Origin of the sequence: Pseudomonas sp. EA_5y_Pfl2_R50 (assembly GCF_963970475.1) — a bacterium.
Classification (GTDB): Bacteria; Pseudomonadota; Gammaproteobacteria; order Pseudomonadales; family Pseudomonadaceae; genus Aquipseudomonas.
In genome coordinates, this window is sequence record NZ_CAXAPT010000016.1 from 55,023 (window position 1) to 73,246 (window position 18,224).

The window sequence follows — 18,224 nt, forward strand, 5'->3', positions numbered from 1 at the left end:
AAAAGTCCTTTCGCAACAATGATCTGTCACTGTGCAGTGAACCGCTTGGGATCTTCAGAAGTGCTGACTTGCGACTATGCTTGAGTCGCAGGCAAGGCCTCTGCAATCCAGGAACTGCCCTCGCCGATATCCGGTGGGAGGCGTAGTATTTTGTGATTATTTTTTTCTACAGGGATTGGTAACTTGGCTGGATACCTCCATCCTGTCGCGCACAATCCAAGAGGTGATTGATGCGCGCCAACTCGTCTGATCCACAAGACACCGTCACAGCGGAACACCCGATCAAACCCAAGCGTTTGCGCTTGCTGGATCGGTTGAGCAAATACCGACAACCGATCGGTCTGGCGGTCACGTTGCTGCTGTTCGCCATTGCGCTGATTGCCTGTCGCCATCTGCTCGCCGAACTCGATCTTGATGCGCTGCACGACTCGATTCTCGACGTGCCGAAACCCGCCCTGCTCGGTGCATTCGCTGCCACAGTGGTCGGCTTCATTATTCTGCTCGGCTACGAATGGTCGGCCAGCCGTTATGCCGGCGTGACATTGCCGCCGCGTACATTGGCGCTGGGCGGCTTCACCGCGTTTGCCATCGGCAATGCCATCGGTTTGTCGCTGCTTTCCGGCGGCTCGGTACGCTACCGTTTATATGCTCGCCTGGGTCTGGGGGCGTCGGAAGTCGCGCACATGACTTTGTTCGCCAGCCTGTCGCTCGGTTGCGCCCTGCCGCCCCTGGCTGCACTGGCGACCCTGAGTGACCTGCCGGCTGCCTCCCAGGCGCTAGGACTCTCTGAAGGCTTGCTCGGCACCGTTGCGGTAACGGTCTTGCTGCTGGGCGCGATGTTGATGATCGGTATCTATCGCCGTCGCCTGCCAGAACAGCCCTACCCCGACAATCTGCTGGTCAGAGCCGGTCGCCGCACCCTGCGCCTGCCGGGTCGTCGCCTGACCTTCCTGCAACTGGTCATCACTGCGCTCGACGTCGCCGCTGCTGCCACCGTCCTTTATCTGTTGCTGCCGGAAGCGCCACCGTTCGGTGCATTCCTGTTGGTGTACCTGCTGGCACTGGCGGCGGGCGTACTCAGCCATGTGCCGGGCGGCGTCGGTGTGTTCGAAGCAATCCTGCTGGCCGCCTTCGCTGACAAGCTCGGTGCCGCGCCGCTGGCCGCTGCCCTGCTGCTGTATCGCCTGATCTACGTCGTGTTGCCGCTGTTGGTGGCCTGCGTATTGCTGCTGATCAACGAAGGTCAGCGTCTGTTCCAGAGCCAGACCATGCGCGCGGCGTCCGGTCTGGCGGCGCCGATTCTGGCGGTGCTGGTGTTCCTGTCCGGCGTGGTGCTGCTGTTTTCCGGCGCCACTCCCGAGATCGATACGCGTCTGGAACACATCGGTTTTCTGATCCCGCATCGTCTGGTCGACGCTTCGCACTTCGGCGCCAGCCTGATCGGCGTGCTCTGCTTGATGCTCGCTCAAGGCCTGCGCCGGCGCCTGTCGGCGGCATGGATGCTCACCATCATTCTGTTGCTGGTCGGCGCCCTGCTCTCGCTGCTGAAAGGTTTCGACTGGGAAGAAGCGACGCTGATGACCCTCACCGCAGCATTGCTCGGGGTGTTCCGTCGCTCGTTCTATCGTCCAAGCCGCCTGACCGAGCTGCCGTTCTCGCCGCTGTACCTGGTAGCGAGCCTGTGCGTGCTCGGTGCCTCGACCTGGCTGCTGCTGTTCGCCTATCAAGACGTGCCTTACAGCCATCAACTGTGGTGGCAGTTCACGCTGGACGCTGACGCTCCCCGTGGCCTGCGCTCGCTGCTCGGCGCCGCCGTCCTGCTGTTGGTGATTGCTCTGACCTGGCTGCTGCGCACCGCGCGTCCGGTCATTCATTTGCCAACACCCGACGAACTGGATCGCGCGGCGAAGATTCTGATGGCGTCTTCGCAACCCGACGGTGGCCTTGCGCTGACGGGTGACAAGGCGTTGCTGTTTCACCAGAACGACGAAGCTTTCCTGATGTACGCACGCCGCGGCCGCAGCCTGGTGGCGCTGTACGACCCGATCGGCCCCGGCCAGCAGCGCGCCGAGATGATCTGGCAGTTCCGCGACCTCTGCGACCTTCACCACGCCCGCCCGGTTTTCTACCAGGTGCGCGCGGAAAATCTGCCGTACTACATGGACATCGGCCTGACCGCGATCAAACTCGGCGAAGAAGCCCGCGTCGATCTGCATCGCTTTGACCTGGAAGCCAAGGGCAAAGAGATGAAGGACCTGCGCTACACCTGGAACCGTGGCACCCGCGATGGTTTGTCGCTGGAAATCTTTGATCCGGGTCAGGCACCGATGGACGAGCTGAAAGTGATTTCCGATGCATGGCTGACCGGCAAGAACGTGCGCGAGAAAGGCTTCTCCCTCGGGCGTTTCAGCGACGATTACCTGAAGCATTTCCGCATCGCGGTGATTCGCTTCGAAGGCCGCCCGGTGGCGTTCGCCAACCTGCTCGAAACTTACAGCCACAACCTGGCCAGTCTCGACCTGATGCGCGCGCACCCGGACGCCCCCAAGCTGACCATGGAGTTCATGATGGTCGGCCTGATTCAACACTATAAGAGTCACGGATACGCGCGCTTCAGTCTGGGCATGGTGCCGTTGTCGGGGCTGCAACCCCGGCGTGGTGCACCGCTGACCCAGCGTCTGGGCTCGATGGTTTTCCGCCGTGGTGAGCAGCTGTACAACTTCCAAGGCTTGCGCCGCTTCAAAGACAAGTTCCAGCCTGACTGGGAACCCCGTTATATGGCCGTGCCCGCCGGACTCGATCCGCTGGTGGCGCTGGCCGACACTGCTGCCCTGATCGCGGGCGGCTTGACTGGATTGGTGAAACGCTGATGATTCAACGCTCCCTGAAGTACATCCTGGCCGCACTGATCGTGCTGGCCGTGATTGCCGGCGGCGGTTTCTGGTACCTCAAACGTCCGGCACCGGAACCGACCGTCGAACAACTGACCCCGGCCGATGGCGCCGCCATGACCCGCGTCATTCCCGGCACCAAGCCCAAGGCGCAGGTGCTGGTGGCGGTCAACGACGACCAGAAGCTCAGTGAAAAACAACTGACCACCCTGAGCCGCAGCGCTTCGGCGCAGATCGTTCAAGTCATTCTGCCCAAGGACTGCCTGCTGCAAAGCCGCGCCCTGCAATCGGGCCTGCGTGAACTCAATGGCCCGGCGACTCTGGTCAGCGGTATCGGCCCTGGCGCCGTACTGGCCTGGCGCTGGTTGTCCGAGCAAAAAGACGACAAAGCCCAAGCGGTCTCCGTCGACCTGGCGCTGGAAAAAGGTGGCTGCACCCACCTGCTGCCAAAATCCGCCGCCCACGGCCACTGGCTGGTGGCTTGGAACGACAACCCGGACGACGCCAGTGCAGGTTTTGTACGCGATCAACCGAACGCCGAAACCAGCATCAGCGACTACGACATCAACCTGCCGCAAGTGCTGAACAACGAACTGCGCAAGATTCTCGTCGGCGGCGACAAGGCCAACGGTGGTCTGGCAATTCCTGTGGTTGAAGTGCCGGCCGGTCAGGCCAAGGACACCGTGACCCTGTTCCTCAGCGGTGACGGCGGCTGGCGCGACCTCGACCGCGACGTGGCCGGCGAGATGGCGAAGATCGGCTACCCGGTGGTCGGCATCGACACCCTGCGCTACTACTGGCAGCACAAGAGCCCGGAGCAAAGCGCCCTGGACCTGACCGAACTGATGCAACACTACCGGCAGAAATGGGGCACCAAGCGCTTCATCCTGACCGGTTACTCGTTCGGTGCTGACGTCCTTCCGGCGATCTACAACCGCCTGCCAGAAACCGAGCAGCAACGCGTCGACGCGATCATCCTGCTCGCCTTCGCCCGCACCGGCAGCTTCGAAATCGAAGTCGAAGGCTGGCTGGGCAACGCTGGCAAAGAAGCCGCCACCGGTCCGGAAATGGCCAAGCTGCCAGCGGCGAAGGTCGTGTGCATTTACGGCGAAGAAGAGAGCGATGAAAGCGGTTGCACGGACAAAACCGCAGTCGGTGAGGCGGTGAAGCTGCCTGGCGGCCACCACTTCGACGAGAACTACCCGGCGCTGGCCAAGCGTCTGGTGGATTTGATCGAGAAGCGTCAGAGCAAGGACTCGGTCGCCGAAGAGTGATCTGAGCCGCGCCCACAAAAAGCCCCCGCAACTTCGCAGTTACGGGGGCTTTTTACATTCCAGCCGCCACCATAATCCCTGTGGGAGCGAGCCTGCTCGCGAAGCGGTGGGTCAGTTTACAGATTCGTCGACTGACACTGCGCCTTCGCGAGCAAGCCCGCTCCCACAGGGGATTTGCGCTGGATTTGAGGTTTATGCAGGCAGTAAAAAGCCCCCGCCAGCCACAAGGCTGACGGGGGCTTTTCAGTTGAGAGCAGGCTTACATCTCCACCTGCGTCCCCAGCTCAATCACCCGGTTCAGCGGCAGATTAAAGAACCGCAAGTTCCCATTGGCATTCTTCAACATGAACGCAAACAACGCCTCGCGCCAACGCGCCATGCCCTCAAGTTTCGAGGCAATCACCGTTTCGCGGCTGAGGAAGTAGGTGGTGCGCATCGGGCTGAAATCCAGATCATCCAGATGGCACAGTTTCAGCGCCTGCGGCACGTCTGGCTCGTCGGTGAAGCCGAAGTGCAGGATCACCCGGAAGAAGCCCTCACCGTGCGCTTCGACTTCAAAGCGCCGCGATGGCGGCACGCGCGGGATGTCTTCGTAGACCACCGTCAGCAGCACCACCTGCTCATGCAGCACCTGGTTATGCAGCAGGTTGTGCAACAGCGCATGCGGCACGGCGTCGGAACGCGCAGTGAGGAAAACGGCGGTGCCCTGCACCCGGTGCGGTGGTTGCACGCGGATGCTGCTGATGAAGATCGGCAGTGGCAGCGCGGCTTCGTCGAGGCGTTCGACCAGCAGTTGCTTGCCGCGCTTCCAGGTCGTCATCAGCACGAACAGCGCGATACCGGCGATCACCGGGAAGGCACCGCCCTGAACGATTTTCGGCACGTTAGCGGCGAAGTACAGGCCGTCCACCAGCAGGAATCCGAGCAATACCGGCACCGCGAGGATCGGTGGCCATTTCCACAGCAGCAGCATCACCGCCGACACCAGAATGGTGGTCATCAGCATGGTGCCGGTCACCGCTACACCGTAGGCCGAGGCCAGTGCGCCTGAGGATTCGAAGCCCAGCACCAACAACACGACACCAACCATCAACGCCCAGTTCACCGCACCAATGTAGATCTGGCCCTGTTCGTCGCTGGAGGTGTGCTGGATGTACATGCGCGGGATGTAACCGAGCTGAATCGCCTGACGTGTCAGGGAGAACGCGCCAGAAATCACCGCTTGCGAAGCGATCACGGTGGCCAGCGTTGCCAGACCGACCAGCGGAATCAGTGCCCAGCTCGGTGCCAGCAGATAGAACGGGTTACGCGCTGCTTCCGGGTTGTCCAGCAACAAGGCGCCCTGACCGAAGTAGTTAAGCACCAGCGCCGGCAACACCAGGATGAACCACGCGCGGGCAATTGGCTTGCGACCGAAGTGGCCCATGTCGGCATACAGCGCTTCGGCACCGGTCAGCGCCAGCACCACGGCGCCGAGGATCGCCACGCCCATGCCGGTGTGGACCATGAAGAAACGCACGGCCCAGGCCGGGTTCAGCGCATGCAGCACTTCGGGCGTATGGCTGATGCCATACACACCGAGGGCGCCGAGGACGAGGAACCAGGTGACCATGATCGGCCCGAACAGAATGCCGATCCGCGCTGTACCGTGACTCTGGATCAAAAACAGAGCCACCAGCACCACCAGCGACAACGGCACCACCCAGTGGTCGATACCATCAAACGCCAGCCCCAGACCTTCAATCGCCGACAGTACGGAAATCGCCGGGGTGATCATGCTGTCGCCGTAAAACAGCGCCGCGCCGATCAGTCCGCACACTACCAGCAACGAGCGCAGCCTCTTGCGATGCCCTGCCGCGCGACGCGCCAGTGCGGTGAGCGCCATGATGCCGCCCTCGCCCTGGTTGTCGGCGCGCAGCACGAACATCATGTACTTGATCGAAACCACCCAGATCAGCGACCAGAAGATCAACGACAAAATGCCTAGCACGCCGTCGTGATTGACGGGCACACCGTAACCGCCGGAAAAGACTTCCTTGAGGGTGTACAACGGGCTCGTGCCGATGTCGCCGTAAACTACCCCGACCGCCGCGACCAGCATGCTCAGCGGCTTGGTGGCCGAACCTTCGGCGCCTGCCGCATGACTACTTGCCTGACCCATCCAACACTCCTGATTTCATAACCGGCTTCTTTGAATGAAGCACTATGCTTTGTGGCGCAGCATGCGCTGTTTTACCTGTTGTTACAGAGTATTTGTTGACTGTAAAAATCCGGTAAAGCTCAACGGCGCGAAGCATAGCGCAGCACTCGTCGTATTTCCCTGCATAAAGCTGGTCAAGTGCGTTGCCCGCCGCTAGAATTGCGCACTTTTTGATCAGAGGCGCGCCCTAAGCGCCCGTCCGTCGGCTTTCGCATCAAGAAAGCGATGTCACAAAATACCGAGGTTAGACATGTCCACCACTCCCGCGCCGGCCAATCCCAAGGTTGGCTTTGTATCTCTGGGTTGCCCGAAAGCACTGGTCGACTCCGAGCGCATCCTGACCCAGCTGCGCATGGAAGGCTATGACGTGGTGTCCACCTATCAGGACGCCGACGTCGTCGTGGTCAACACCTGCGGTTTCATCGATTCGGCCAAGGCCGAGTCTTTGGAAGTGATCGGCGAAGCGATCAAGGAAAACGGCAAGGTGATCGTCACCGGCTGCATGGGCGTGGAAGAAGGCAATATCCGTGACGTACACCCGAGCGTGCTGGCCGTCACCGGTCCGCAGCAGTACGAGCAAGTGGTCAACGCCGTGCACGAAGTCGTGCCGCCGCGTCAGGATCACAACCCGCTGATCGATCTGGTGCCGCCACAAGGCATCAAGCTGACCCCGCGCCACTACGCCTACCTGAAGATTTCCGAAGGCTGCAACCACAGCTGCTCGTTCTGCATCATCCCGTCGATGCGCGGCAAACTGGTGAGCCGTCCGGTGGGCGATGTCCTCGACGAAGCCCAGCGTCTGGTCAAGTCGGGCGTCAAAGAGCTGCTGGTGATCTCCCAGGACACCAGCGCCTACGGCGTTGACGTGAAATACCGCACCGGTTTCTGGAACGGCGCGCCGGTGAAAACCCGCATGACCGAACTCTGCGAAGCGCTGAGCACCCTCGGCGTCTGGGTGCGTCTGCACTACGTTTATCCGTACCCGCACGTTGACGAACTGATCCCGCTGATGGCCGCCGGCAAGATCCTGCCGTACCTGGACATCCCGTTCCAGCACGCCAGCCCGAAAGTATTGAAGTCGATGAAACGCCCGGCGTTCGAAGACAAAACCCTGGCGCGCATCAAGAACTGGCGCGAAATCTGCCCGGACCTGATCATCCGCTCGACCTTCATCGTCGGCTTCCCGGGCGAAACCGAAGAAGACTTCCAGTACCTGCTGAACTGGCTGACCGAAGCCCAGCTCGACCGCGTCGGCTGCTTCCAGTACTCGCCAGTGGATGGCGCGCCAGCCAACGATCTGGATCTGGAAGTGGTGCCGGACGACGTCAAGCAGGATCGTTGGGAGCGTTTCATGGCGCACCAGCAAGCGATCAGCTCGGCACGTCTGCAGATGCGCATTGGCCGTGAAATCGAAGTGCTGGTGGACGAAGTCGACGAGCAAGGCGCGGTCGGCCGCTGCTTCTTCGACGCCCCGGAAATCGATGGCAACGTGTTTATTGATAACGGCAGCAATCTGAAGCCGGGCGACAAGGTGTGGTGCAAAGTCACTGATGCCGACGAATACGATCTGTGGGCTGAGCAGATCTGATCTGAACGTCAAAAGCCCCTCACCCTAGCCCTCTCCCGGAGCGAGAGGGGACTGATTGAGGTGTTCTTTTGAATTGCTGCGACTGAGACATCGAGTCGAACTCGGGTTTTGAACAGCACGAAGATCAGCTCCCTTCCCCCTCGCCCCCTTGGGGGAGAGGGTTGGGGTGAGGGGGATAGCTCTTGCTGGCGACAGAAATAGCCAGCCAGACACCGCAACAAATACAAAAAGCCCCGCTCTTTTTACGAGATGCGGGGCTTTTTTACGTCTATCGTTTACCGGGGGACGGACTCCCTTGAAACGGACAAGAGGCAGACGGGCATGCGTCACCATTCGGTCATCCACACGCCGAAACTCAGCGATTACCAGGAACTGGCCCGGGTCTGGGAGGCCTCGGTTCGCGCCACCCATGATTTTCTGCCGGACAGCTATATCGAGCTGCTGCGCAATCTGGTGCTCACCCGTTATCTCGATGCGGTGATGCTGATCTGTACCAGGGACGCCAATCAGTGCATCACCGGGTTTGCCGGTGTCGCGGCAGGCAAGATTGAAATGCTGTTCATCGATCCTGACCATCGCGGGCAAGGGTTGGGCAAGAAACTGCTCAACTACGCGATGCAGCATTTGAATGCCGATGAACTCGACGTCAACGAACAGAACCCGCAGGCCTTGGGGTTTTACTTCAAGCAAGGCTTCGAAGTGATCGGCCGCTCGGAGGTCGATGGCATGGGCCAGCCGTATCCGTTGTTGCACATGCGCTTGAGGCAGAACCAGCAGCGTTCCAGTAACGGCTGACACAACCCAAAACAACTGTGAGAGCTAGCCTGCTAGCGATGCAGGCGACGCGGTCAGTCAGATACACCGCGGTGATGCAATCGCCGGCAGGCTGGCTCCCACAGGGAATTGCGGACACCCTGTAAATGGAACCGGGCTTAACCGGCGCCACACAGGTACAATGCTCACCCCTTTTTTGTTACGGCCCTGTCATGACTGACCCGATTCGCCTCTCCAAACGCCTCATCGAACTGGTCGGTTGCTCCCGCCGGGAGGCCGAGCTGTTCATCGAAGGCGGCTGGGTCACTGTGGACGGCGAAGTCATTGACGAGCCGCAATTCAAGGTCGGCGAGCAGAAGGTCGAGCTCGACAAGGACGCCAAGGCCACTGCGCCGGAGCCGGTAACCATCCTGCTCAACGTTCCTGCCGGCATGGACGTCGAGACCGCCATGCAGTCGCTCAGCGCCGAAACCCTCAGCGAAGAACACCGCTACAGCAAGCGCCCGTTGCGCGGACATTTCCTGCGCCTGACTGCCAGTGCCGATCTGCAGCCCAAGGCCAGCGGTCTGCTGGTGTTCACCCAGGACTGGAAAATCCTGCGCAAGCTCACCGCTGACGCCGCGAAGATCGAGCAGGAATACGTGGTCGAGGTCGAAGGTGACATGCTCGCCCATGGCCTTAACCGCTTGCAGCACGGTCTGACGCACAAGGGCAAGGAGCTGCCGCCGGTGAAGGCCAGTTGGCAGAACGAAAACCGCCTGCGCTTCGCCATGAAAAATCCGCAGCCGGGCATCATCGCCCAGTTCTGCGAAGCGGTCGGCCTGAAGGTCGTCGGCATCCGCCGCATCCGCATCGGCGGTGTCTCGATCGGCAAGGTTCCGGTCGGCCAATGGCGCTACCTGTCCGGCAAAGAGAAGTTCTAACGCGTCGACTGCCGCCACACATTCCGGCAGCGCCCGTGCGCGCTGCCCACAACGCATCAGGATTACCCACATGGTTCATAACGACGTACTGCGCAGCGTGCGCTACATGCTCGACATCAGCGACAAGAAGGTTGTCGAGATCATCAAACTCGGCGGCATGGACGTGACCCTCGCTGATGTAGTGACCTGGCTCGACAAGAAAGAAGAAGACGAAGAAGGTTTCGTGCGCTGCCCGGACGAAGTCATCGCACACTTCCTCGACGGCCTGGTGATTTTCAAGCGTGGCAAGGACGAAAGCCGTCCGCCGCAGCCGATTGAAGTGCCGGTGACCAACAACATCATTCTTAAAAAACTGCGCGTGGCCTTCGAACTGAAAGAAGACGACATGCACGCGATCCTCAAGGCTGCCGAGTTCCCGGTGTCCAAGCCTGAGCTGAGCGCCCTGTTCCGCAAGGTCGGCCACAACAACTATCGCCCGTGCGGCGACCAGTTGCTGCGCAACTTCCTCAAAGGGCTCACGCTGCGCGTGAGAGCGTAAACAGCAGCTACAAGTTTCGAGCTGCAAGCTGCAAGTTGCCACTTCGCTTCTACTTGCCGCTTGTAGCTTGCAACTCGAAGCTGGCCGCATGGCCTAGAGTGTATTGATCCCTAGCACTCAGGACTCGCCATGCACCCGTACTTTTCCCTGCAAGGCCGCACCGCTCTGGTGACCGGCGGCACCCGTGGTATCGGCAAAATGATCGCCAAAGCCTTCGTCGAGGCTGGCGCCCTTGTATATGTCTGCTCGCGCGACGCCGAGGCCTGTCATCAAACCGCTGAAGAACTCGGCGCATTGGGCAAGTGCCACGGCGTGGCGGCGAATCTGGCGACGGAGGAAGGTGTACAGGAGCTGGCCGCGCGCCTGGGCGAGCAGATCACCCATCTAGATATCCTGGTGAACAACGCCGGCACCACGTGGGGAGCGCCGTTGGAGAGCTACCCGGTCAAGGGCTGGGAAAAGGTCATGCAACTCAACGTGACGTCGGTATTCACCTGCATCCAGCAATTTCTGCCGCTGCTGCGCCAGTCAGGTTCAGCGGCGAATCCGGCGCGGATTATCAACATCGGGTCAGTGGCGGGGATTTCTTCGTTTGGTGAGCAGGCTTATGCCTACGGTCCGAGTAAAGCTGCCCTACACCAATTGTCGCGAATTCTTGCGCGGGAACTGGTGAGCCAGCACATCAACGTCAACGTGATTGCGCCGGGGCGGTTTCCTAGCAAAATGACCCAGCATATTGGCAACGATCAGCAGGCGTTGGCCGACGACACGGCGCTGATTCCGATGAAGCGTTGGGGGCGGGAGGAAGAGATGGCAGCGTTGGCGATCAGTCTGGCGAGTACGGCAGGGGCTTATATGACCGGGAATATTATTCCTCTTGATGGCGGATTCAGCCTCTGAGATTGGCGGTGCGGCCTGCTCGCGAAGAGGCCGGTCCTGGTACCACCAGACTTGAGGGCTACCGGGTTATCATGCGCACCCTGCTCCGCTTCGAATACAAACCATGACTTACAGCGTCTCCCCCATCGGCTTCGTGCACTCCTGCTTCAAGGAGAAATTCGCCATCCCTCGCCAGCCACAACTGGCCCCCGCCGCCCGTGGCGTGCTGGAACTGGTGGCACCGTTCGATCAAGGGGACGCGGTGCAAGGCCTGGAACAGGTCAGTCACGTCTGGCTACTGTTTCTGTTCCATCAGGCGCTGGAAGACAAACCACGACTGAAAGTTCGTCCGCCTCGCTTGGGCGGCAACAAATCCATGGGCGTGTTCGCTACCCGCGCCACACACCGGCCAAACGGCATCGGCCAGTCGGTGGTAAAACTGGACAAGGTCGAAGCCAATCGGTTGTTCATTTCCGGCATCGATTTGCTCGACGGCACGCCGATCCTCGACATCAAACCCTACGTGCCCTACGCCGATATCATCCCTGACGCAGTCAACAGCATCGCCAGCGCGGCGCCGCAGCTGATTGACGTGCGATGGACGGACGCGGCGCTGAAACAAGCGCACACACACGCTCAGCGCCTTGGCGAACCCTTGGTTGAGCTGATTGAACAGTGTCTGGCCCAAGACCCGCGTCCGGCGTATCAAACCCCGGCGCCGGAGCGCGAATATGGCGCGCAATTCTGGGATCTGGATGTTCGCTGGCATTACCCGACACCGGAGCAGATCCGCGTGCTCGAAGTCATCCCCGCCGAAGCATAAAAAGCCCGCGCTGCCTTCACAGGCAACGCGGGCTTTAACTGTCACACCACAAAACCAACTGTGGGAGCGAGCCTGCTCGCGAAGGCGTCTTATCAGCCAACATTAACGTTGATGACAGACCGCTTTCGCGAGCAGGCTCGCTCCCACATGGACTTGGGCTTACTTCTCGACGAACGCACGCTCGATCAGGTAATCACCAGGCTCGCGCATACGCGCCGAGATCTTCAGGCCGAAGCTGTCGAGCACTTCGCTGGTTTCGTCGAGCATGCTCGGGCTGCCGCAGATCATCGCGCGGTCGTCCTGCGGATTGATCGGAGGCAGGCCGATGTCGCTGAACAGCTTGCCGCTGCGCATCAGGTCGGTCAGACGGCCCTGATTCTCGAAAGGCTCGCGGGTCACGGTCGGGTAGTAGATCAGCTTGTCACGCAGCGCTTCACCGAAGAACTCGTTCTGCGGCAGGTGCTCGGTGATGAATTCACGGTAGGCGACTTCGTTGACGTAACGCACGCCGTGAACCAGGATCACTTTTTCAAAGCGCTCGTAGGTTTCCGGGTCCTGGATAACGCTCATGAACGGTGCCAGGCCAGTGCCGGTACTCAGCAGGTACAGGTGCTTGCCCGGGTTCAGGTCGTCGAGAACCAGGGTGCCGGTAGGCTTCTTCGAGATGATGATCTCGTCGCCTTCCTTCAAGTGCTGCAGCTGCGAGGTCAGCGGACCGTCCTGCACCTTGATGCTGAAGAACTCGAGATGCTCTTCCCAGTTCGGGCTGGCGATCGAGTAAGCGCGCATAAGCGGGCGGCCGTTAGGCTGTTGCAGGCCGATCATCACGAACTGACCGTTCTCGAAGCGCAGGCCCGGATCGCGGGTGCACTTGAAGCTGAACAGAGTGTCGTTCCAGTGATGAACACTGAGGACACGCTCGTGGTTCATGTTGCTCATGTACGTTTGACTCCTGGATATTGGGTCTGCGCTGGCTTTTGAAGGCGACGGTGCGCAATTGCATCGCATTCTAATAGCGACGACAATATCTGTTAACTGGATTATTAAGATAAGGGTTATCGGTTATATCGATATGCGATTTACTCTCCGTCAACTGCAAGTCTTCGTCGCCGTCGCCCAGCAGGAAAGCGTATCCCGTGCTGCGGGTCTGCTCAACCTCTCGCAGTCGGCGGCCAGCACTTCGATCACCGAACTGGAGCGCCAGTCCAGCTGCCAGCTGTTCGACCGCGCCGGCAAACGACTGAGCCTCAACGCCCTCGGTAAACAGCTGCTGCCGCAGGCGGTCGCCTTGCTCGATCAGGCCAAGGAAATCGAAGACCTGCTCAATGGTAAATCCGGTTTCGGCTCGCTGTCGGTGGGCGCGACCCTGACCATCGGCAATTACCTGGCGACCCTGCTGATCGGCGGTTTCATGCAGCGCCATCCGGAAAGTCAGGTGAAGCTGCATGTGCAGAACACTGCCAATATCGTGCAACAAGTCGCCCACTACGAAATTGATCTGGGTCTAATCGAAGGCGATTGCAGCCACCCGGACATCGAAGTGCAGAGCTGGGTCGAGGATGAGCTGGTCGTGTTCTGCGCGCCGCAACATCCCTTGGCCAAACGTGGCACCGCGACGATGGAGGAATTGACCCACGAGGCGTGGATTCTGCGGGAACAGGGTTCCGGCACACGACTGACCTTCGATCAGGCCATGCGTCACCATCGCAGTGCCCTGAACATTCGGCTTGAGCTGGAACACACCGAAGCGATCAAGCGCGCGGTGGAGTCAGGGCTGGGGATTGGCTGCATCTCGCGGCTGGCGCTGCGTGATGCGTTTCGACGCGGCAGTCTGGTGCCGGTGGAGACGCCGGACCTGGACCTGGCCCGGCAGTTCTACTTCATCTGGCACAAGCAGAAGTACCAGACCTCGGCGATGCGCGAGTTTCTCGACCTGTGCCGCGCGTTCACCGCCGGGGTGCAGCGCAGCGACGAGATCGTCTTGCCAACAATTGCTTAAAGCAGAATCACTGCCCAGACCAGCGCGATCATGCTCAGCGCGACGAATTGCGCGGCGCTGCCCATGTCCTTGGCATTCTTCGACAGCGGGTGCAGTTCCAGCGAGATGCGGTCGATGGCCGCTTCTACCGCCGAATTCAGCAGTTCGACGATCAGCGCCAGCAGGCACACGGCAATTAGCAGGGCCTGTTCGACACGGCTGACATTGAGAAAGAACGTCAACGGAATCAGCACGACATTGAGCAGCACCAGTTGGCGGAACGCCGCTTCACCGGTGAAGGCTGCGCGCAGACCGTCCAGCGAATAACCAGAGGCATTGAGGATACGTTTCAGGCCGGTCTGGCCTTTGAAAGGTGACATAAAGTAGAAACCAACCGGAAAGGAGTGGAAAAGCTAGTGCAACAAAAGTCAAAAAAGCGTGAAGGCGCCTGTCTTTATTGGCTCGGAATTGACTCAAGTTGTTGCAGCAGTAAAGCCGCTTGCGTGCGAGTACGCACATTCAGCTTGCGAAAGATCGCCGTGACGTGGGCCTTGATGGTCGCTTCCGACACACCCAGCTCGTAGGCAATCTGCTTGTTCAGCAGGCCTTCACAGACCATGGTCAACACGCGGAACTGCTGTGGAGTCAGGCTGGCGAGCCCGTCGCTGGCGGCTTTGGCTTCATCGGAAACGGCAACGGCTTCGAACGCCTGCGGTGGCCAGAACACATCGCCATCGAGCACTTTGCGCACGGCTTCCTGAATCACGCTGAGGTCGCTGGACTTGGGAATAAAACCACTGGCGCCGAACTCTCGGGATTTGACCATCACCGACGCTTCTTCCTGCGCCGAAACCATCACCACCGGAATCTGCGGGTATTGGCCGCGTAGCATGACCAGCCCGGAAAATCCGAAAGCGCCGGGCATGTTCAGGTCCAGCAGGACCAGATCCCAGTCAGCCTTTTCGGACAGGCGCGCTTCCAGGTCAGCGATGCTCGCCACCTCAACCAGCCGTACATCCGGGCCAAGGCCCAGCGTCACCGCTTGATGCAAGGCGCTACGAAACAGGGGGTGATCATCGGCAATCAGGATGTCGTATGTGGCCATTTTTCAAATGATCCTGTTTTTGATGGCAGACGCGGCGCATTCCGGTCTGGCCAAAGCAACTCAAGATGCCGCTTTTGAAGCGATATCCACAGGGGCACGTTCAACGCCAATCAACAGCAAACACGGCGTTTCAAACCTTGGCCGCACCCTAATCGGCGCCAAGCATGCCCAGCGAAGACGGGGTGGTCAAGCCGCACGGCCGCCGGTCAATACAGTATGGGCCACTATTGGGCCAACTCCGGCTGCGGCTTTCGTATATAGGGCAGCAACTCGGCGTGAGCGGGGGTGGATTCATTCATCTCCAGTTGTTGCTTGGCGCCGAGGTAATGCTGGCTGAACACGTCGAAATAGGCGTCCAGCGCCGAGGCCGCATCGCTGTCACCGGCCAGTTCCAGGCACAATGCGGCGACTTCAGCCGTGCACAGATGCTCGCTGCGGGTCGAACGGCGCAGGCGGTAGCGCGAGAGTTTGTCGGGCAGCAGACTGAGGATCGGCAAACGGTCGAAATACGGGCTTTTACGGAAGATTTTCCGTGCTTCGGTCCAGGTGGCGTCAAGCAGAATGAACAGCGGGCGCTTGCGGCTATTGATCGCGACAGTGTTAGTCACCCGCGACGGCTCGACGTATTCGCCGGGAAACACCAGGTACGGCTGCCATTGCGGGTCGTTGAGCAGTTCGAGCATCTGCGGATCGGGCTCAGTGCGTGACCAGATAAACGCATGGTTATCGCGCACGACGTCGGCAATCAGCCAACCGGTGTTGCTCGGTTTGAACACTTCCTTGCCGGTCATGATCAGGCACACGCCCGAACGGGTTTCGACACTCGGCCGCCACGCGCACAAACAATGGCTGATGATCACCCGGCAATCGCGGCAACGCTCGGAGCGAAAGCCACGGGCCTGAATCGGCTTGATGCCCTCGTCCTCGCGCTGATCGCGCAAGCGGGCTACGGCGTTGGGGGCATGATGGGTCACGGGCAACGCCTTACGGCAGGAAAACTCGACACGCACAGCACTCGGCAAGGCTACAAAGACCGGCAGTTTACCAGAGCGGCGAGCGCAAACCTGTACCGTCCCGACCGGCTCCCCTATAATCCGGCGCCACTGAACGCACAGCCACAGGGCTGGTCGAACCACCAGTCACTGAATCAGGAGAGTTTCATGCTGCGCCTTATCGTTCCCACCGCTGCCATTCTGCTGGCGTCGTCCTTCACCGCTCAGGCTGCATCGCTGAGTGAGCAGAATCTGAACCGCGAGCTGCGCAACGTCGCCGCCCAAAGCAGCGTCGGCACGCCACGCGCCATCAATGAAGACATTCTTGATCAGGGCTACACCGTTGAAGGCACTCAGTTGATCAACCACCTGAGCGTGCAAAAGAGCCACGCCGACAAAATGCGCGCAGACCCTAAGGCTGTGTATTTCCAGCTGGGCGCCTCGGTGTGCAACAACCCGTCGTACCGCAAGTTGATGGCCAAGGGCGCCATCATGCGTTACGACTTCACGGAAGTGAAAACCAACAAGGCGATCGGCTCCGCCAGCTACCAGGAATCGGATTGCCCGAAAGCCGGCCCGGCGAAGAAGAAGTAATCATCGCGAATTGGCGCGCCGCTGTTCATCCTCGGCGCGCAGCTCGGCCAGCAAGGCCTGCAAATAGTGCGAACGGCGCTCGCCACCCGCCAAGCGCCGGCAGCACTCCTCTTCGAGACTGAGTTGATTGGTCTCGGCTGCCGCTTTCAACATTCGATACAGCTGCGTATCGATTTCCAGAATCACTCTGGCCATGTGTCCCGCCTCCCTGCCACCTGCTAATCCTTGAATCACGTGCGCCTTGCGTATGCCTGTTGCCGCAAAGTTGTCGCACGGCGCCTGTATTTCAGTTAATCAGAGGCTTTGTCATCCGGCGCACGTTCGGACGAGCGGCAAACCTGTCGAGCGAAAATAGATAAACGGTTGCCAGCCCCGACATTGCTGCGCAATGATCAAGTCAGCGCAAAAGCGTGCAAGGGTCTAGATTCAAAGTATTCCCGATCACTGATTAACGGCAGGAAAGGAACTGCCGACGTGTGTGTTTTTTGCAGCGCGGCCCTGACGCCGCTCGTCAGGGCACCCGCTCCGAGCAGAAGGAGACGTTGAATGCCTTACCAACCGAATGACCTCTTGAGCCGTCATTTTCAGGAAAGCGGCCCCGACCTCATCAGCCAGGTCGAAGAACAACTCAGCGGGGTTTCCTCCAATAGCCCCAACCTTCCCATCTATCGCGACATGATTCTGACCGTGCTGCGCATGGCCCAGGAAGACCACAACCGCTGGAACGCCAAAATCACCCTGCAAGCCCTGCGCGAACTGGAACAGGCCTTTCGGGTACTCGAACAATTCAAAGGCCGGCGCAAGGTCACCGTGTTCGGCTCGGCACGCACCCCGGTCGAACATCCGTTGTATGCCATGGCCCGGGAACTCGGTGCAGCCTTGACCCGCTCCAACATGATGGTCATCACCGGTGCCGGTGGCGGCATCATGGCTGCCGCGCACGAAGGTGCCGGTCGTGATCACAGCCTCGGCTTCAATATCACCCTGCCCTTCGAACAACACGCCAATCCCACGGTAGATGGCACCGGCAACCTGCTGCCGTTCCACTTTTTCTTTACCCGCAAGTTGTTTTTCGTCAAGGAAGCCGACGCGCTGGTGTTGTGCCCGGGCGGATTTGGCACGCTGGATGAGGCACTGGAAGTACTGACGCTGATCCAGACCGGTAAAAGCCCATTGGTGCCGGTGGTACTGCTGGATGCGCCGGGCGGTACGTTCTGGCAGGGCGCGATGAATTTCATTCGCGAACAATTGCAGGACAACCGCTACATCCTGCCCACCGACATGAAGCTGATGCGCCTGGTTTACACCGTCGAAGAGGCGGTGGAGCAGATCAACCAGTTCTACAGCAACTTCCACTCCAGCCGCTGGCTCAAGCGCCAATTCGTCATCCGCATGCACCACAAGCTCAGCGATCAGGCGCTGGCGCACATGCAGGAAGCCTTCGCCGATCTGTGCCTGAGCGACCATTTTCATCAACACGCCTACAGCGGGGAGGAACACGACGAAGTGCAGTTCAGCCATCTGGCGCGGCTGGCCTTTGCTTTCAATGCACGCACCCACGGGCGTCTGAGGGAGTTGATCGACTACATCAACCTGCCGGAAAACTGGGCACACTCCCAACCACAAACAGCACAACGCAACCTGGAACCGTCGAAGGCAATCTGA

General features: G+C 60.0%; 17 protein-coding genes. 11 read left to right on the forward strand and 6 right to left on the reverse strand.

All coding sequences use genetic code 11. The annotated features are described in order from the left end of the window. The first annotated feature begins 230 nt into the window (after nt 1-230). Nucleotides 231-2,870 carry a bifunctional lysylphosphatidylglycerol flippase/synthetase MprF gene (gene mprF, locus AACY19_RS23620; protein WP_339454011.1) on the forward strand — a complete coding sequence of 880 codons (2,640 nt, stop codon included), beginning with the start codon at nt 231-233 and terminating at the stop codon, nt 2,868-2,870. After that, nucleotides 2,870-4,165, forward strand: coding sequence for a virulence factor family protein (locus AACY19_RS23625; RefSeq protein ID WP_339454012.1), 1,296 nt, complete (start codon nt 2,870-2,872; stop codon nt 4,163-4,165). Before mprF ends, AACY19_RS23625 begins: the two co-directional genes overlap by 1 nt. 259 nt (nt 4,166-4,424) lie before the next feature. On the opposite strand, the gene AACY19_RS23630 is transcribed toward AACY19_RS23625, so the two are convergent. Then, nucleotides 4,425-6,266, reverse strand: coding sequence for a potassium transporter Kup (locus AACY19_RS23630; protein ID WP_445262322.1), 1,842 nt, complete (start codon nt 6,264-6,266; stop codon nt 4,425-4,427). A 349-nt stretch (nt 6,267-6,615) separates the two neighbouring features. Here AACY19_RS23630 and rimO point away from each other — a divergent pair, with 349 nt between their 5' ends. From rimO to tsaA, 6 genes are all read left to right on the forward strand, one after another. After that, a complete protein-coding gene (gene rimO / locus AACY19_RS23635) occupies nt 6,616-7,953 on the forward strand; it encodes a 30S ribosomal protein S12 methylthiotransferase RimO (RefSeq protein ID WP_024011887.1) in 1,338 nt (445 codons plus the stop codon). Between the two features lie 321 nt (nt 7,954-8,274). Continuing rightward, nucleotides 8,275-8,748, forward strand: coding sequence for a GNAT family N-acetyltransferase (locus AACY19_RS23640; protein WP_339454014.1), 474 nt, complete (start codon nt 8,275-8,277; stop codon nt 8,746-8,748). A gap of 191 nt (nt 8,749-8,939) precedes the next feature. Then, entirely contained in the window at nt 8,940-9,650 is a 711-nt protein-coding gene (locus AACY19_RS23645; protein WP_339454015.1) for an rRNA pseudouridine synthase, read from the forward strand. A gap of 70 nt (nt 9,651-9,720) precedes the next feature. Continuing rightward, nucleotides 9,721-10,188, forward strand: coding sequence for a YehS family protein (locus AACY19_RS23650; RefSeq protein WP_339454016.1), 468 nt, complete (start codon nt 9,721-9,723; stop codon nt 10,186-10,188). A 129-nt stretch (nt 10,189-10,317) separates the two neighbouring features. Continuing rightward, a complete protein-coding gene (locus AACY19_RS23655) occupies nt 10,318-11,088 on the forward strand; it encodes an SDR family oxidoreductase (RefSeq protein ID WP_339454017.1) in 771 nt (256 codons plus the stop codon). A gap of 103 nt (nt 11,089-11,191) precedes the next feature. After that, the gene (gene tsaA, locus AACY19_RS23660; RefSeq protein ID WP_339454018.1) at nt 11,192-11,890 is read left to right on the forward strand and encodes a tRNA (N6-threonylcarbamoyladenosine(37)-N6)-methyltransferase TrmO; all 699 of its coding nucleotides are present in this window, start codon (nt 11,192-11,194) and stop codon (nt 11,888-11,890) included. A 159-nt stretch (nt 11,891-12,049) separates the two neighbouring features. Here the strand turns inward: tsaA and fpr are convergent, their stop codons facing one another. After that, complete coding sequence (gene fpr, locus AACY19_RS23665; RefSeq protein WP_007908723.1) at nt 12,050-12,829, reverse strand: ferredoxin-NADP reductase; 780 nt, start codon at nt 12,827-12,829, stop codon at nt 12,050-12,052. Between the two features lie 133 nt (nt 12,830-12,962). On the opposite strand from fpr, the gene AACY19_RS23670 reads away from it, so the two are divergent. Next, a complete protein-coding gene (locus AACY19_RS23670; protein ID WP_339454019.1) occupies nt 12,963-13,889 on the forward strand; it encodes a LysR family transcriptional regulator in 927 nt (308 codons plus the stop codon). Here AACY19_RS23670 and AACY19_RS23675 read toward each other — a convergent pair. The 3 genes from AACY19_RS23675 to AACY19_RS23685 all read right to left on the reverse strand — a co-directional run bounded on the left by AACY19_RS23675 (nt 13,886) and on the right by AACY19_RS23685 (nt 15,947). Then, nucleotides 13,886-14,248 (reverse strand): diacylglycerol kinase, encoded by a 363-nt coding sequence (locus AACY19_RS23675; RefSeq protein ID WP_003222276.1) that lies wholly within the window; start codon nt 14,246-14,248, stop codon nt 13,886-13,888. The two genes, AACY19_RS23670 and AACY19_RS23675, sit on opposite strands and share 4 nt — an antisense overlap. 74 nt (nt 14,249-14,322) lie before the next feature. Then, nucleotides 14,323-14,973 (reverse strand): response regulator transcription factor ErdR, encoded by a 651-nt coding sequence (gene erdR, locus AACY19_RS23680; protein WP_339454020.1) that lies wholly within the window; start codon nt 14,971-14,973, stop codon nt 14,323-14,325. A gap of 224 nt (nt 14,974-15,197) precedes the next feature. Next, entirely contained in the window at nt 15,198-15,947 is a 750-nt protein-coding gene (locus AACY19_RS23685; RefSeq protein WP_339454021.1) for a tRNA-uridine aminocarboxypropyltransferase, read from the reverse strand. Between the two features lie 186 nt (nt 15,948-16,133). Between AACY19_RS23685 and AACY19_RS23690 the strand changes: the two genes are divergently transcribed. After that, the gene (locus AACY19_RS23690; RefSeq protein WP_064120793.1) at nt 16,134-16,559 is read left to right on the forward strand and encodes a PA3611 family quorum-sensing-regulated virulence factor; all 426 of its coding nucleotides are present in this window, start codon (nt 16,134-16,136) and stop codon (nt 16,557-16,559) included. On the opposite strand, the gene AACY19_RS23695 is transcribed toward AACY19_RS23690, so the two are convergent. After that, nucleotides 16,560-16,754: a hypothetical protein gene (locus AACY19_RS23695; RefSeq protein WP_077571372.1), complete on the reverse strand. Its 195-nt coding sequence runs from the start codon at nt 16,752-16,754 to the stop codon at nt 16,560-16,562. It abuts the gene before it with no gap. A gap of 351 nt (nt 16,755-17,105) precedes the next feature. Here AACY19_RS23695 and AACY19_RS23700 point away from each other — a divergent pair, with 351 nt between their 5' ends. Continuing rightward, nucleotides 17,106-18,224 carry an LOG family protein gene (locus AACY19_RS23700; protein ID WP_339454022.1) on the forward strand — a complete coding sequence of 373 codons (1,119 nt, stop codon included), beginning with the start codon at nt 17,106-17,108 and terminating at the stop codon, nt 18,222-18,224.